Consider the following 14253-nt stretch of genomic DNA (forward strand, 5'->3'; position numbering starts at 1 on the left):
AATATGTCATTAGCTATTATATTTTCTATTGATGATGACCCTCAGGTGCTGAGGGCTATTACTCGGGACTTGAAAAGTAAATATCGCTCAGAATACCGGGTTTTGAGCACAACTTCTGCCAGGGAAGCACTGGATAGTTTACTGGAATTGAAGAATCAGGGAGAAACGGTGGCTCTTTTCTTATCTGACAATAGAATGCCGGAAATGATGGGAGTGGATTTTTTGGAAAAGGCGCGGGGCATTTTTCCACTAGCCAAAAGAGTATTACTTACTGCCTATTCTGATACTGAGGCTGCTATTAAGGCTATAAATGAAGTGCAGTTAGATTACTACCTGCTTAAACCATGGGACCCACCCACTGAAAAACTTTACCCCGTAATAGATGACTTGCTGGAAGAATGGGAGCAAATTTATGTGCCAGACTACAAGGGTTTAAAGGTAATAGGGTATCAATTTTCGCCAAAATCTCACCAGCTTAAGGATTTCTTATCCGGTAATCTTTTTCCCTTCAAATGGATGGATATACAAACTAATGAAGAGGCACAATCTCTGCTGAGCTTAAATAATATAGAAAATTCACAATTACCTGCCGTTTTTCTTGAAGATGGGGAGTTTCTTTTGCAGCCAAGCGCTGAAAAACTAGGTGCGGCATTAGGGCTTAATACCCAGGCTTCATCCGACTTATACGATACAGTAATTATTGGAGCAGGCCCATCAGGATTAGCAGCTGCGGTTTATGCAGCTTCAGAGGGGCTTAAAACCTTGTTGATCGATAAACGAGCACCGGGAGGCCAGGCAGGTACCAGTTCTCGCATTGAAAACTATCTGGGTTTTCCCAATGGTCTTAGTGGCGCAGAACTTGCCAGGAGAGCAATTACACAAGCCACTCGCTTTGGTACTGAGTTTTTATCTCCGAAGGAAGTTTCTGCAGTAGAATTTAATGATCCCTATAAAACTATTATTCTTACTACAGGTGAACAGATTAACGCAAAAAGTATAGTCGTTACCACAGGAGTGAACTATCGGCAACTGGAGGCTCCGGGGATAGAAAAATTATTAGGTGCGGGAATTTACTATGGAGCAGCTAATACAGAAGCTTCATTTTGTACTGATAAATCTGTGATGATAGTTGGTGGAGGAAATTCTGCAGGTCAGGCTGCCATGTATTTAAGTCAGTATGCAAGTGAAGTAGTGATTTTGATCCGGAAAAAGGGGTTGGAAGAGAGCATGTCTTCTTACCTGATTGAGCAGATCAACAATACACCAAACATTAAACTCTGGACAGAAGGAGAGGTCAAAGAAGTAATTGGGGAGGAGAAGCTTGAGAAAATTTCGGTAGTATTTAAAAACGGAGAAAGCCGGGAAGTAGAGGCAGCAGCTTTGTTCATTTTTATAGGGGCAAAGGCAGTTACTGAATGGTTGCCTGAGTCAGTAGTGAAGGATAAACGAAATTATGTAATTACCGGAGTTGATTTAAAGCATTACCCTCAGTTTAAGAAGATATGGAAGCTTCCAAGAGATCCTTATTTGTTAGAGACCAGCATTCCCGGAGTTTTTTCAGGGGGAGATGTACGCTCAGGTGCTATGAACAGGGTAGCTTCCGCTGTGGGTGAAGGTGCCATGACGATTAGCATGGTGCATAAATATTTAGCAGAGATTTGAGGAGGTGTTTATTTTTCTTTCACTTTCATAAATGCTAAGAAAGCCCTTAGTATCTTCTTTGTTGCGCATTGATAGTACATTGTTACGCATCAAAAATGAAGTGAAGCTGAAAATATAGTTTTAAAACTGACTTAAATATTGGTGGAATGCTTTTTACTTCCTATTTTAAGTATTTGAATTTTACAAACAGAAAAGTTAGCGTATATTGATGTACGGTAACGTTAAATTATAAATAGATTTAAAAAATAACACATGTCTATATATTCTAAGATTAGATGGGTTGCAAGTATCTTACTGGTTTTTTTTATTGTTCTGATTACAAACCTGGTAGATAAGGATAATTTTAATAAACTCAGGTATTCAGTAACTACCATTTACGAGGATAGAGTAGTGGCCAGCGATTTACTATTTGAATTACAAATTCTTATTCAGGAAAAAGAAGTGGCATTGGCTATATCGGACTCCTCATTTTTTGAGGGGAGTAATAAAAAGGTCAATGATGATATTCAGGCTTTGATTGAAAGCTACGAACAAACTAAACTAACCCGTGAGGAGCAAGAGATATTAAAAGAGATGAAGGAGGAAATTGATCATTTACTCGTCCTCGAAGAGAAACATATCAATTCAAACTATTCTAACAGAATAGCATTGTTTAAAAGTATTGACGAAATAGCGCATAATTTATACGATTTATCGAAAGTGCAGCTGAAAGAGGGGAGAAGGCAGATGTTTATTAGCAATAAGGCCATGAGCACCATTGACCTCTTCACCCAAATTGAGATTATAGTAATGATAGTGATGGCTATTTTAATTCAAATCATCATTTTTTATAATCCTAAACAGAAGAAAAGGGAAGAATAAGACAGGTTGAATTTCAGGAGTTTTTAATTCAACTTAATCCGGCACTCTTTTAGAAATTTAGAAAGAGAGGATGTCAGAGGTGATGAGTCAAAAGGAGGGCCACTCAAGGCCCTTCATTATTAACTAAATTTTATCACTTAAGAACCTTGTGTTCAAAAGATACCCCTCTTTCAATTGTTTTAACTGAGATGTTTTTTGTTCCCAAAGCAGCATGAATAATATCATTGATTTTTTCTGTATTGAAAGATTTACAAGAAAACACATCAATCGCAGCAAAACCATGCTCTGGCCATGTATGAATACTGATATGGCTTTCTTCTAGCAAAATAAAACCAGTAGCACCTACTGGTTCAAATTGTTTATAAGATTCTGATACTTTTGATAGATTCAACTCAGCTACAATATCATTCAGTAATTCTTTTACCGAATTGGTAAAAGAAATACTATTTGGGTTACATTCAAATATATCCCATATGGTGTGGTATCCAATCATTTAAAATGTTTAAAAGTTTCGATCATTAAGAATGAAATGATTTACTCAGCATTAGATTCGCTATCAGCAGCTTGCACTAACTCAATAAATTCAATTGGGTCAAGTAGTTTTGTAAGTACAACAGAACTTTCACCTTCCTCTATCTCGATGGTTTCAGGTAATGCTTCTCTTGGGCCACAATCCCATGTTACTGGGGTAATTAATTTGTCATATACTTTATAGTTACCTGTCATTTCCATTCCTAAGAAATTAACAGTTTGTTCACTATTGCTATTAATCTGTTGATCGAACGGACTTGGCCTTCCATAAATTTCCTGATATTCCAAATATTGTGATAATGTTGGGTTAATCATGTACAATGATTTCTGGAAATCATATTCCACAGTGTTATTATCTTCTGTAGTAACAGTGTGCTTGCCTTTGCCCATTTCTACCCATACAACTTCACGAGCTGGTATTTCTACTGCTAAAGTGTCAATTTTTACAATTACAGGATTCATTGTAGGGTTATCAATTGCTAAATCTACCTGACTTGAGCAAGAAAGCAAGGCTATTGAGAAGGCAGCTATTAAAAGTATCTTTTTCATATAATTGGTTTCAATTGTTTAATGTTCTATTCAATAGGTTATGATGTAATGCGACATAAATTCGCAATCGTCAGTTATAATCTTCGAAGGCTGTGCTCTAAAATTTATAGCACTTGGTTGTGTTGTATAAAAAAAACCTAATTGGTAATAATAATTTTCCCCATCCTTTAGTAATGGATAATACGCTTGATATACTTTTTCTTGAGTTTCGTAATCACCACCTGAAGTTTCATTTTCCATGTTTGATACTACACGTATATTTTCCCCCATTCTCCCATAAATTGGTTTCTGCACATATTCACCTCTCAAGTAAGATTTATCAGTATATGTTTCGGCTATTACTCTATTAGGAAAATGCTGCGTAATGTATGCTAAAAACTTTTTATTTTGCCAAATTGCCGTGTAAGGAGGGTTCAATATCACACATTGTTTTTTCTCAATAATATGTATCAATTCCTTTGCTAAGTTAGGTTCTTCATTAAAAATCCAATCCCATGGAATTAATTTAAACCATACATCTACTGGCTGGTACTCTCCCCCTACGTCATAAAAAATGCCATCTTCAGAGAAAGTGAGCTGTTCTAAATCGCAGTAGTAACAATTAAAGCCTGCATCACGGCCCGCATCTAATACAATATTACAATTAATAATATCTTCTTTATGACCAAATGATGATGCAACAATAAATGGATCATCGAAAGAGAACCGTGACTTTATTTTTGTTAAACAGGTCTTGAGGTCATCAAATAAGCTATTGAATTGAGTTGAATTCCCTCCCAATTCTTTTAATTGTATATCTTGCCAATGGATCGTTTCCGGCAAGGAAGTACAGGTATCGGCATTAAATTCAATTGTCTTTGCTTCTTTTCCATCTAAACCTCCATTAATGTCAAAACGACCATACAAAAAGGGGTTTTCTTCTCGGTTTTTCCAGGTTTTTTCAATAACCGAATGAAAAAACGGAGGAATGTTTAAATAAGACAAACCCTTTTCGCTAATGATTTTGTCAGTGGCTTGTTCAAATAGTCGAAAAGTTTCCTGTGCTATCCCGGCAAAATGTTGGGATTCACTGGGGTGCAAGCCAAGTAACTCCTCAGAGAAATACTCATCATCATTTAATTGTTTCAGATGATGAGGTAAATTCTTGTTTTTAACCTCAGAAGCAGCTTTAAAACGATTATCCTCCATGCGATCTGAAAGATTTGCCGGCACCATAACCTCTTGAAGCTTTACCAGGAGAGGTAACTCTTCTTGATGTAGCTGAATTTTTTAGATCATTGTTTAAGGCAACTGATTTATTATAGGCGTTTTGATTTTTATATGCACCAGGGTTAGGTGTAGTTTGCGAAAGATTACCTCTGAAAAAAGAGGACGCTAGCCCAAACATCAAAATGCTACTTAAACCTCTATATCTTGGGCTTCCGGTACCAGAAGTGTTTTCTGCTTTAATCTTCATTAAACTTAATGTGTCCGTAGTGCCATCTAAGTTGTGTACAATCGCGATAGAATTTTCTCTTTCATCGATAAGGCGCTCGTCAATAATTTTATAATCATCGCCAGGTTCAATTTCCTCTAATTCAGTTGCTGTACCTTTAGTGGCCTCAAGTACGGTCTTGGTTTCACCGCCTTCTTTTAGCCTTGGACTTCCATTTCCACCACAGCTTTGCACGGCAAGAAACACCCCCGAAAAGCTTATTACTCCTATTTTTTTCAGCCAAGTTGAAATATTGATTGTATTTTTTTTCATATTTGGTTTTAAATAAAAAACTAAAGTAATCTTAGAATCTTGAATTTCAAAATAAAAATCCTTTCATTTTCGGTATTTGTTGCAGGTTTATGCTCTATAATATATGAATTATTAATTAGTGCCACCGCTTCTTACTTCTTGGGCGATGGGGTTAGGCAGTTTTCAATACTCATTGGAATTTACTTGTTTTCGATGGGAATAGGTGCCTATTGCTCAAAATTCTTTAAGCAAATGCCTCTGGCTTTTTTTATTAGTATAGAGTTTTTAATCGGCTTAATCGGAGGCATGTCAGTGCCTTTACTTTATTTTATGTTCATATATGTAAGCCCTATGGTATTACAAATCATATGCTTAGCTATTATGTTTGTTATAGGTTTACTTACAGGTATGGAAGTACCACTCCTTACTTTTATTAATACGGATGATGATTATAAAGACAATCTGTCAAACGTGCTTTCGCTTGATTATTTGGGTGGGTTAATAGCTACGTTAATTTTCCCATTTATATTATTGCCTTTTGTAGGTTTGTTTTATTCCTCCTTATTATTCGGTATTATAAATATTTGCCTGGGATTGTGGTTAAATTTGGTGTTGATCAGAAAAAGGAATAAAACCTTTTATTTCGGATTAATGTCGCTTATAGTATTGTTAAGCTTTGTGGCTTCTACAGGTTATCTACTGAAAATATGGGATGAGAAAATTTATAAAAGTCCTGTAGTGACTAATATACAAACGCCTCATCAGAAAATTGTGATCACCAAAAGACAAGAAGATATAAGGTTATTCTTAAACAGGGCTTTGCAGTTTAGTTCCTTAGATGAGTACCGTTATCACGAACTTCTGGTGCACGTTCCTCTTTCTATACATTCAAATCCGAAGAACATATTAATATTAGGTGGGGGAGAAAACTTGGCAAGTAGAGAGGTGTTAAAACATTCTACAGTAAATTATATTGATGTTGTAGATATTGACGAAGAAATCTTTCATCTGGCCCAAAACGATGAAACACTGCTAAAAATTAACCAGGGAGCTGCCAATAATTCGAAAGTAAATTTGATAGTAGATGATGCTTTTTCATACCTGCACAATAATTTGAAATTATATGATGTCATCATTTCAGATCTGCCTGATCCTTCTAATGATGGACTGGCTCGTTTATATAGCAAACAGTTTTTCATGTTGATAAAAAAGAGTCTGAGCAAAAACGGGCTGTTTGTTACTCAATCTGGAGAAATTTATTATTCAAACAATACATTTAGTTGTATCAAAAATACTGTCGATCAGGTTTTTAATCATGTTGAAGTATATCAAACTCATATTCCTTCTTTTGGTAATTGGGGCTTTACGATAGCATCAGGTGAAGAAATTGATGTTCGTAATCATAAAGAATTGCCTGATCAGCTAAAATTTTTAACTGATACAGTATTTCACAATTCTTTTATTTTTCCTAAAGATATTGCTCTGCAAGAAACTAAGATTAACACTATTGATAATCCGGTAATTTTAAGCTATTTCTTGGATGAATGGGAAAAATGGAGAGTTGATTTAGGAATGAATTAAAGATGTCACGTTAAGGGGTTCAGCTGTTGAATAATAACCTATTAGAGAACCTGTTTTTGGTTTTCTTTATTATAGCGAAAGCTATTTAAAATCTGAGTTCGACTTATCAAAATGACGTTCCCATCGAGGTGAAAATGTTCTAATGTGCCTTTAAAAGCAAATCTAAAATCGAACTCAGGTTAAGAGAAAAGAATTTTTGAATAGATTATTCTCTTCAACTTTCAGACAAAAAAAAGATAGTTTTTCGTGCTTTACCATTTTTATCAATAAGAATCATAAAGGAGCTTCAACTATAATGATTCATTGGTTTATTGATTTTTAATAGCTATACTTGGATTTTATTTATTGTAACATATAAACATAATTTAACAAACAATCCGTTACAGGGTCAATTTATACATTGGCTTATAGCTGTAGGAAAGGATTCTACTTAAACTTATCATGATGAAGAATATTTCAACTATTGTTTTAGCACTTTTTACTTTTATTATTTTAAATGCTTGCGGAACTGACGATGACGGCCCAAGTATAGATGATCCTCTTGTGGGTACCTGGAATGTGAATAATATCACCTATGGAGGGACAGCTACAACGACTTATCCTGGCATACCTGCTGTGACTAGTCCTTTCACAGGGGAGAGCACTGAAAGTGACTTTCAGGTTACGTTTAATTCCGACAACACTTTCACAAGCGGAGGGTCTTATACCATAAATTTGACTTATACTTTTGGTGGTCAAACAATTACTCAGCCTACTACCATTTCCGGAGAGCAGGTCATAGGCAGCGGAACCTGGGAGCTAAACGGAGACAAAATACTTACAACAGTTGATGGGCAAGCTAGTGAAGGTGTCTTTAGCGAATTAACAGCTAATAGCTTCCGTTTGACAACAGGTCTTACCCAAACTATGAATGCAAATGGTGCAACCGTAACCTATAATATTGATGCGGTTTTTGAAGCTAGCAGATAGATACAACAAAAATATATGATTGAGATTGTTGATTCTGCTTTGTTCGTCAATCAATATTGGGGTCTTTAAGTTTGTATCAAATTGCTCATTCATTTCAACTAATATTTGCTTTAGTTGCAGTTCAGGCTACGGCATTAATATTGTAAGCCATATTATCTCAAAAGGGAAAAATACAATTAGTTCCTTTTGAGATAGTTTTATTCAGGCTTATATCCAACCTAACAATCCGGCTATATCAAGCAATGGACTTTCTAATGATATAATTATTTAATATCGAGGCTTAAATTTAGAGTTCAATATTCTTCTTTGTAAAAAAAAAGAAATTAAAACTTTTAATACTTTTGGGGTAAATACATAATTTTTAATTGAAGAACACTCCAGATGAAAAAACTCGAATACTCTTTATTCAAACCAGTCGACAATAGTTTTTTGGTAGTTTTTAGAGTAATCTTTGGTTTTTTAATCACTGCTGAAGCCTGGGGAGCCATTCTTACAGGTTGGGTTGAAAGAACTTTTATTACGCCTTCATTTACTTTTTCGTTTATCGATTTTCCTTGGTTGCAACCCCTGCCCGGCAATGGGATGTACTTCTATTTTTTTATAATGGGTTGCTTTGGCGTTATGGTGATGTTGGGTTTTAAATATCGTTTAGCTATTAGCGCATATAGCTTAATGTGGGCTGCAGTGTACTTCATGCAAAAGTCTAATTATAATAATCACTATTACCTTTTGGTGTTATTATGCCTCATTATGTGCCTGGTGCCGGCCAACAGATCCTATTCTTTGGATGCTAAACATAGTCCTGAATTCAGGTCTTTTACCTGCCCCAATTGGTGCAGGCTTATTTTCATTGTGCAGATAGGAATTGTTTATACCTATGGAGGCATTGCTAAATTAAACCCTGATTGGTTAAGCACTGAATCCGTAGCCATTATTTTAAGAAGCAAGGCAGATCTATGGATGGTAGGTTCATTCTTGCAGGAAAATTGGGCGCATTGGATTATCGCTATAGGGGGTGCCTTTTTTGATCTGTTTATTACGCCTTTATTGCTTTGGAAAAGAACCCGTAAATTTGCCTTTGGCCTATCGGTATTTTTTCATTTATTTAATTCTGCTGTTTTTCAGGTTGGTATTTTTCCTTTCATGGGCATAGGCATGTGCATCTTCTTTTTTCCACCTGATACAATTAGGAGGTTGTTTTTTAAAAACAGATTGCCGGTAGCAGATGCTTCTTTCTACCTTGTTAACAAAAAATTAATAGCATTGCTTTCATTATGGGTGCTTCTGCAAGTTAGTTTGCCCCTTCGCCACTGGATTTTCCCGGGAGACGTAAATTGGACGGAAGAAGGACATCGTTTATCGTGGAGGATGATGCTAAGAAGTAAAAGTGGATACGTCAATTTCAAAGTAGTGAATCCTGTTAATGACAGTACTTTTATAGTAGATCAATCGCTCCATTTAACTCGTGATCAGCAACGTAATGTGGCTACAAAACCAGATATCTGCTGGCAGTATGTTCAGTATTTAAAAGAAGAGTATGCTAAAGAAGGTTTAACTGAAGTAGAGATTTATGCTGAAGGAAAGGTGGGTTTGAATGGAAAAAAACGAACCGCCTTATATAACCCTAATGTGAATCTGGCAGCAGTAGAGTGGCAGCCCTTTAAAAGTGCTGAATGGCTATTACATTTAGAGAGTGATTTATAGTAAATAATAAAAATCCAAAACATTATCTGCTAATTTTGATTTTAACTGTTACAGTGTCTAAAGACCTGCTATTATCAGTAATTCAAAGAGTTAAATCACTAGCTGATCGAAATATAAATGAACAAAGTTTGATCTGCTGGTTATTTGCAGTAATTTAAGTATTCATTCAACCAAAACCTGTAAGATGATATTTTGTCGCATTAAAATTATAGGGCTTTGGGAAATCCACAACAAGTTAAGTACAGGAATATCGGAGACTTTTTAGAAGATCTACCAGAATCAGAGTTGAATATCGTTAATTATTTAAGGGAAATAATTCTGGAAAATGCTCCGGAATGTGTAGAGAAACTCGCTTACAATGTTCCATTCTATTACAGGCGCTACCGAATGTGTTTTATTTGGCCAGCCTCCATTCCATGGGGTTCTGTGAATGAGGGAGTAGCGCTAGGTTTTAGCTACGGAGCCCACATTTCAGGATTGGAAGTAATACCTAAGCAGGAAGTGGGAAGGAAAATATATTATTCAATTGAGGAAGTTGATAAACAAGAAGTAATACGACTTTTAAATGAAGCAATGCTTCTGGATGAAGAGATTTATACACGTAAAAGGGCTAAGTAATTATATTATTTTGCACTCTTTTTGTTAGTATGAGTAAATAGATCTTATGTAATACATAAAGATGTTATTTAGTGGAATGACTTTATACTAAAAAAGCTTGCTATAGTCAGGAATTACTCTTTAAGTAATCTTTAGAGAATATTATTCAAAGATGATTTTTCAATTAATCCTTCTTTCTTAGGTTTTAGAATGTAAGAAAACCTATTCTTTTATTGAATTTTACCAGCTAGATCTAAAGGAAGGCAAAAACCTTTAGATGTCTCATTACGTGTAGCAGGGGAAATTCGGTTTAAACTAATTCTACAATAGCATTTTCATATCTACAGCTGAGGCTTGAATACCAGTTGAAAATTAACTTGCTACAATACTCAAGGAATAGCTACTGCCGACTCAATTAAGGAAAAGAAAAATTATAGAATAAAACCATGAGTAAGATTACATCTTTAAAGAAGATTATCAATGTTTTTCAGTTATACGGCATTGCACTGACAGGCAAAAGAAAATCTGCCAATTTTTACAGCGGTCTTCACATGGAGAGAAGCTTTGTACAAGGGCTGGTATTCGAGTTGGAATACGAATTAAAAAGAGAATTGGCAGATGATAAAGCCAATACTGTAGAAACCCCTCAACAACTGATCAACTATTTAATTAATAGCTGATTATTTCAGCACGCTTTCAAATAATTAACAAAAGGCAATGATTTATCTAATTGCCTTTTGTTAATTATTCCTTCCTGAATTCGCATTTATGCAAATTCAACTTGTTAGATTTAGAGAGATATATTCGTTAAATTTTTAGATATAGATAACGCAGCTAGTTAGGTATATTATTGGCTCTAAAAGCCAGTTCACTTTTTGGTGAACTAAAAAAACTTATTAAATTTGTATTTAAATATATCTGGTAATGACACAGCAGCTAACCGAACAGCAGAAAGAATTGATTGAGAAAATAGGTGTATTTCATGAGCAGAATGGGATGCAACCTTTAATGGGCCGGATTTTAGGGTTACTATTAGTCCTGGACGATGCGGAAGCTACGTTTGATGAGATAATTGACTATCTCAAAGTAAGTAAAAGTGCAGTGAGTACTGCGCTTAATTTTATGCAAATAAAAAAGCAAGTGGCTTACAGAACCAAGCCAGGCGAAAGAAAAAGATATTTCTATCTCACTATAAAACACTGGGAAAGAGATGTGGAAAAGGAGCTTCTTCATATAGTTGAAATAAAAAATCTTTTTAAGGACGTGATTGCTGTCCGGGGTGACAAAAAGCCTGAAGTTAACCAAAGCATTCATGAGCTATGTCTCTTTCTTGAATACCTTAATACCAGGATCCCTGTTTTATTTGAGAATTTTAAGAAGATGCTCAATAAACCTCAAGGTTGAGTTTTTTCTTAGAATTAGCAGTTTTGTAAAATTCTAATGAAACTTTTTATTTAGTTAGTTCTTTTATTTGTGAACTAAAAAAACCTTTATATATTTGTGGCGTATTATGAACTCATTCAGAATAATTAAAGTGAAAAATAATTTCAAAACATTCAAGCTAAGAATCCTAAAGAGATAAAAAATTTTATCTTTTTAGTTCTTCTATTAAAGAACTAAAAGAATTAACTATGACAAAGAATCAATTACTTATTGTTTTATTTATCTGGAGTGTAGAGTCATTTATGTACTTTCCTGCAAAGTCTCAGATTATACAATCTGACTCGCTTAATTTAAAGGATGCTATTGAGCTTGGCTTGGAAAATAGCAGGGAACTCAAAAAAGCAGTTCTTGATGAGGAATCTGCTGAATTGCTCAAAAAAGAAGTAAGAGGATCAGGTTTGCCTCAGTTAAATGCATATGGTAATTATAATAATTTTATAGAGGTATATCCACAAGCTGTACCAAGTGGGTTATTTGGTCCAGGCACTCCCGGAGAGGTGGATGTAATCGCATTAGGTGTGCCACAGTCCTTGCAAGCTGGCATTCAGGCTAATCAGTTACTGTACAGTAGCTCCTTTTTTATTGGTTTAAAAGCTGCTAAAACTTCTGAAGAGTTCTATAGGTTACTTAGCTCTCAGAGTGAGGAGGAAGTAATTTATGATATTTCCATGGCTTTTTTGGGTACCGTACAGCTTTCACTTCATCGTGAGAACCTGCTGGCCAATATAGATCAATTAACAGGCTTAGAGAAGATTGTGACTGCACAGGTGGAGAATGACCTTGCCCGTAGTGTAGACCTGAAAAGGATAAAAGTGAGTTTATCCAGCTTAAATAGTGAGCTTGAAAACCTTGATGTTAGTATTTTTCAGAATAAGAGCTATCTGAAACTGTTAATGGGGGTTCCGCAGGAAACTGATTTCGAGTTAAAAAAATCTGAAATAATTTCTGAAATGCTTCCCCTCACTTACTCTGTGGATAGGCTGGATCTTACGGAAAGGAAAGACCTTCAGGTATTGGAAATGCAAAGTACATTATTGGATTTTGAATATAAAAATACCAAAGCCAACCTGCACCCTAACCTTGTGGCTTTTGCAGATTATAATACCAATAGTTTTGCTACTGAGTTTGATTATTTATCGGAAAGTAAAAACTGGTACCAGGGTTTTTTGATAGGCTTGAAATTACAGGTTCCTTTGTTTGATGGCTTTGTTACCAGATCAAAAGCTCAGCAGGTAAAAGTTAAAAAGCTGCAGCTTCAACAGGACTACTCCCTTGCAAAAGATGCTGCCCGAATGGAGTATGATAATGCTAATAAGAAGTATTATAACTCGATCCGTACTCTTAAATCTTTAGAGGAAAATTTAAGCCTTGCTAATGAAGTGCTTGATGAAACTCAATTGCTCTATAAAGAAAGTCTGAGCCCGCTAACAGAAGTGTTAGATGCAGAATCTGCACAGCGCCAGGCACGGACTAATTACAACAATCAGATAGTTCAGGTGAAAATCGCACAAATTGAAATTTTAAAATCTACAGGTAAAATCAAAGAGATCATTTTATAAATCATAAAGCAATGAAATTTAAAAACATTATCATCATCATTATAATAATAGGAGCTATTGTTGCAGTTGCTTTTGTTTTGAAAAACAACAAAACAGAGATGGAAGCGGATACACAAATGGCCATGCAACAAAGTAAGTATGTGCCTGTAACTGTGGAGAAGGTAAAGTCTCAAACTATTGATGTAAACTTCGAATCGAATGGTGTGTTTGAGGCACATCAGGAAGTGAAAGTTATGTCTGAGACTAATGGAGCTGTAGTAGCTATTTACAAGAAAAAAGGTGACTACGTGCGCAAAGGAGATGTTCTTTTAAAAACTAATGATCAATTGATCCAATCTGAATTGACTATTGCTCAATTAAATCTCAATCAGGCAGAAGATAACTTAAAAAGATTCAAAAATTTAATTGAAACTGATGCGATTACTAAAAAGCAATATGAAGACAGTGAAAGAGCTGTTAAAATATCTAAAGCACAATTATCGGCCTTACAAAAAAGGTATAATGATACGAAAGTAACTGCTCCAATCTCTGGCTATATCAATGAAGATTATTATGAGCCGGGTGTGCTGGTTAGTCCCGGAATGCCTTTAGCTGAAATTATTAATACCAACCCATTAAAATTATCGGTGAATGTTTCTGAAAATGAAGTAGCAACTGTATCAAAAGGACAGAAAGTAACAGTAAAAGCCAATGCACTTCCTAATCAGACATTTGAAGGTACAGTAGAATTCATCTCCAATAAAGCGGATGGCTCCTTTAAGTATGAAGTAATTATTGTATTGGAAAAAGTGGATAATGATGCCATAAGACCCGGAATGTTTGGTACAGCAAAATTCAGTGCTTCGGGAAAAATGAACACTCTGGTAGTAAATAGAAAATCTATTAGCGGTGGACTGAAAGACCCTGCGGTATTTATGATAGAAAATGGAGTAGCAAAGAGAAAACCCGTAGAAATCGTGCCTGTTTCCTCTTCTTCAGTACAGGTAATCTCAGGATTAAACGAGGGAGATGAGATTATTGCATCAGGCTTAATTAATGTAAAAGAAGGCATTACAGTAAAAGTACAATAAT

At 35.3% G+C, this 14253-nt stretch carries 14 protein-coding genes; 10 read left to right on the forward strand and 4 right to left on the reverse strand.

What is annotated here, in order from left to right:
- The first annotated feature begins 3 nt into the window (after positions 1 to 3).
- Positions 4 to 1662, forward strand: coding sequence for an NAD(P)/FAD-dependent oxidoreductase (locus tag IEV85_RS04970; RefSeq protein WP_188460803.1), 1659 nt, complete (start codon positions 4 to 6; stop codon positions 1660 to 1662).
- 252 nt (positions 1663 to 1914) lie between these two features.
- On the forward strand, positions 1915 to 2523 hold the full coding sequence (locus IEV85_RS04975; RefSeq protein ID WP_188460805.1) for an MCP four helix bundle domain-containing protein: 609 nt from the start codon (positions 1915 to 1917) through the stop codon (positions 2521 to 2523).
- 133 nt (positions 2524 to 2656) lie between these two features.
- On the opposite strand, the gene speD is transcribed toward IEV85_RS04975, so the two are convergent.
- From speD to IEV85_RS04995, 4 genes are read right to left on the reverse strand one after another with little or no spacing between them, the layout of a single operon-like run.
- A complete protein-coding gene (speD, locus tag IEV85_RS04980; protein ID WP_188460807.1) occupies positions 2657 to 3016 on the reverse strand; it encodes an adenosylmethionine decarboxylase in 360 nt (119 codons plus the stop codon).
- A 41-nt stretch (positions 3017 to 3057) separates the two neighbouring features.
- Positions 3058 to 3603 carry a hypothetical protein gene (locus tag IEV85_RS04985; protein WP_188460809.1) on the reverse strand — a complete coding sequence of 182 codons (546 nt, stop codon included), beginning with the start codon at positions 3601 to 3603 and terminating at the stop codon, positions 3058 to 3060.
- Between the two features lie 30 nt (positions 3604 to 3633).
- A complete protein-coding gene (locus IEV85_RS04990; RefSeq protein WP_188460810.1) occupies positions 3634 to 4791 on the reverse strand; it encodes a glutathionylspermidine synthase family protein in 1158 nt (385 codons plus the stop codon).
- Positions 4781 to 5350 carry a Cj0371 family chemotaxis-regulating polar lipoprotein gene (locus IEV85_RS04995; RefSeq protein WP_188460813.1) on the reverse strand — a complete coding sequence of 190 codons (570 nt, stop codon included), beginning with the start codon at positions 5348 to 5350 and terminating at the stop codon, positions 4781 to 4783. The genes IEV85_RS04990 and IEV85_RS04995 overlap by 11 nt, the downstream gene beginning before the upstream one ends.
- A 39-nt stretch (positions 5351 to 5389) precedes the next feature.
- Here IEV85_RS04995 and IEV85_RS05000 point away from each other — a divergent pair, with 39 nt between their 5' ends.
- The 8 genes from IEV85_RS05000 (at position 5390) to IEV85_RS05035 (ending at position 14252) form a co-directional block, all read left to right on the forward strand.
- Complete coding sequence (locus tag IEV85_RS05000) at positions 5390 to 6910, forward strand: polyamine aminopropyltransferase (RefSeq protein ID WP_188460815.1); 1521 nt, start codon at positions 5390 to 5392, stop codon at positions 6908 to 6910.
- A 441-nt stretch (positions 6911 to 7351) separates the two neighbouring features.
- Entirely contained in the window at positions 7352 to 7879 is a 528-nt protein-coding gene (locus IEV85_RS05005; protein ID WP_188460817.1) for a lipocalin family protein, read from the forward strand.
- A gap of 381 nt (positions 7880 to 8260) precedes the next feature.
- Entirely contained in the window at positions 8261 to 9583 is a 1323-nt protein-coding gene (locus IEV85_RS05010) for an HTTM domain-containing protein (RefSeq protein ID WP_188460819.1), read from the forward strand.
- 216 nt (positions 9584 to 9799) lie between these two features.
- The gene (locus tag IEV85_RS05015) at positions 9800 to 10201 is read left to right on the forward strand and encodes a DUF1801 domain-containing protein (protein ID WP_188460821.1); all 402 of its coding nucleotides are present in this window, start codon (positions 9800 to 9802) and stop codon (positions 10199 to 10201) included.
- A 425-nt stretch (positions 10202 to 10626) separates the two neighbouring features.
- A complete protein-coding gene (locus IEV85_RS05020) occupies positions 10627 to 10860 on the forward strand; it encodes an acyl carrier protein (protein ID WP_188460823.1) in 234 nt (77 codons plus the stop codon).
- A 244-nt stretch (positions 10861 to 11104) separates the two neighbouring features.
- Positions 11105 to 11584, forward strand: a complete 480-nt coding sequence (locus IEV85_RS05025; RefSeq protein WP_188460825.1) for a GbsR/MarR family transcriptional regulator — start codon at positions 11105 to 11107, stop codon at positions 11582 to 11584.
- Between the two features lie 227 nt (positions 11585 to 11811).
- A complete protein-coding gene (locus tag IEV85_RS05030; RefSeq protein WP_188460827.1) occupies positions 11812 to 13182 on the forward strand; it encodes a TolC family protein in 1371 nt (456 codons plus the stop codon).
- Between the two features lie 11 nt (positions 13183 to 13193).
- Positions 13194 to 14252, forward strand: coding sequence for an efflux RND transporter periplasmic adaptor subunit (locus tag IEV85_RS05035; protein ID WP_188460829.1), 1059 nt, complete (start codon positions 13194 to 13196; stop codon positions 14250 to 14252).
- Position 14253 lies beyond the last annotated feature (1 nt).

Source organism: Marivirga lumbricoides (genome assembly GCF_014636295.1).
In the GTDB taxonomy this organism is placed as follows: domain Bacteria; phylum Bacteroidota; class Bacteroidia; order Cytophagales; family Cyclobacteriaceae; genus Marivirga; species Marivirga lumbricoides.

What these genes read in the sequence shown, in the direction of transcription:
- IEV85_RS04970 (WP_188460803.1), top strand. Translation starts at nt 4, where the DNA reads ATGTCATTAGCTATTATATTTTCTATTGATGATGACCCTCAGGTGCTG.
- IEV85_RS04975 (WP_188460805.1), top strand. Translation starts at nt 1,915, where the DNA reads ATGTCTATATATTCTAAGATTAGATGGGTTGCAAGTATCTTACTGGTT.
- speD (WP_188460807.1), bottom strand. Translation starts at nt 3,016, where the DNA reads ATGATTGGATACCACACCATATGGGATATATTTGAATGTAACCCAAAT.
- IEV85_RS04985 (WP_188460809.1), bottom strand. Translation starts at nt 3,603, where the DNA reads ATGAAAAAGATACTTTTAATAGCTGCCTTCTCAATAGCCTTGCTTTCT.
- IEV85_RS04990 (WP_188460810.1), bottom strand. Translation starts at nt 4,791, where the DNA reads ATGGAGGATAATCGTTTTAAAGCTGCTTCTGAGGTTAAAAACAAGAAT.
- IEV85_RS04995 (WP_188460813.1), bottom strand. Translation starts at nt 5,350, where the DNA reads ATGAAAAAAAATACAATCAATATTTCAACTTGGCTGAAAAAAATAGGA.
- IEV85_RS05005 (WP_188460817.1), top strand. Translation starts at nt 7,352, where the DNA reads ATGATGAAGAATATTTCAACTATTGTTTTAGCACTTTTTACTTTTATT.
- IEV85_RS05010 (WP_188460819.1), top strand. Translation starts at nt 8,261, where the DNA reads ATGAAAAAACTCGAATACTCTTTATTCAAACCAGTCGACAATAGTTTT.
- IEV85_RS05020 (WP_188460823.1), top strand. Translation starts at nt 10,627, where the DNA reads ATGAGTAAGATTACATCTTTAAAGAAGATTATCAATGTTTTTCAGTTA.
- IEV85_RS05025 (WP_188460825.1), top strand. Translation starts at nt 11,105, where the DNA reads ATGACACAGCAGCTAACCGAACAGCAGAAAGAATTGATTGAGAAAATA.
- IEV85_RS05030 (WP_188460827.1), top strand. Translation starts at nt 11,812, where the DNA reads ATGACAAAGAATCAATTACTTATTGTTTTATTTATCTGGAGTGTAGAG.
- IEV85_RS05035 (WP_188460829.1), top strand. Translation starts at nt 13,194, where the DNA reads ATGAAATTTAAAAACATTATCATCATCATTATAATAATAGGAGCTATT.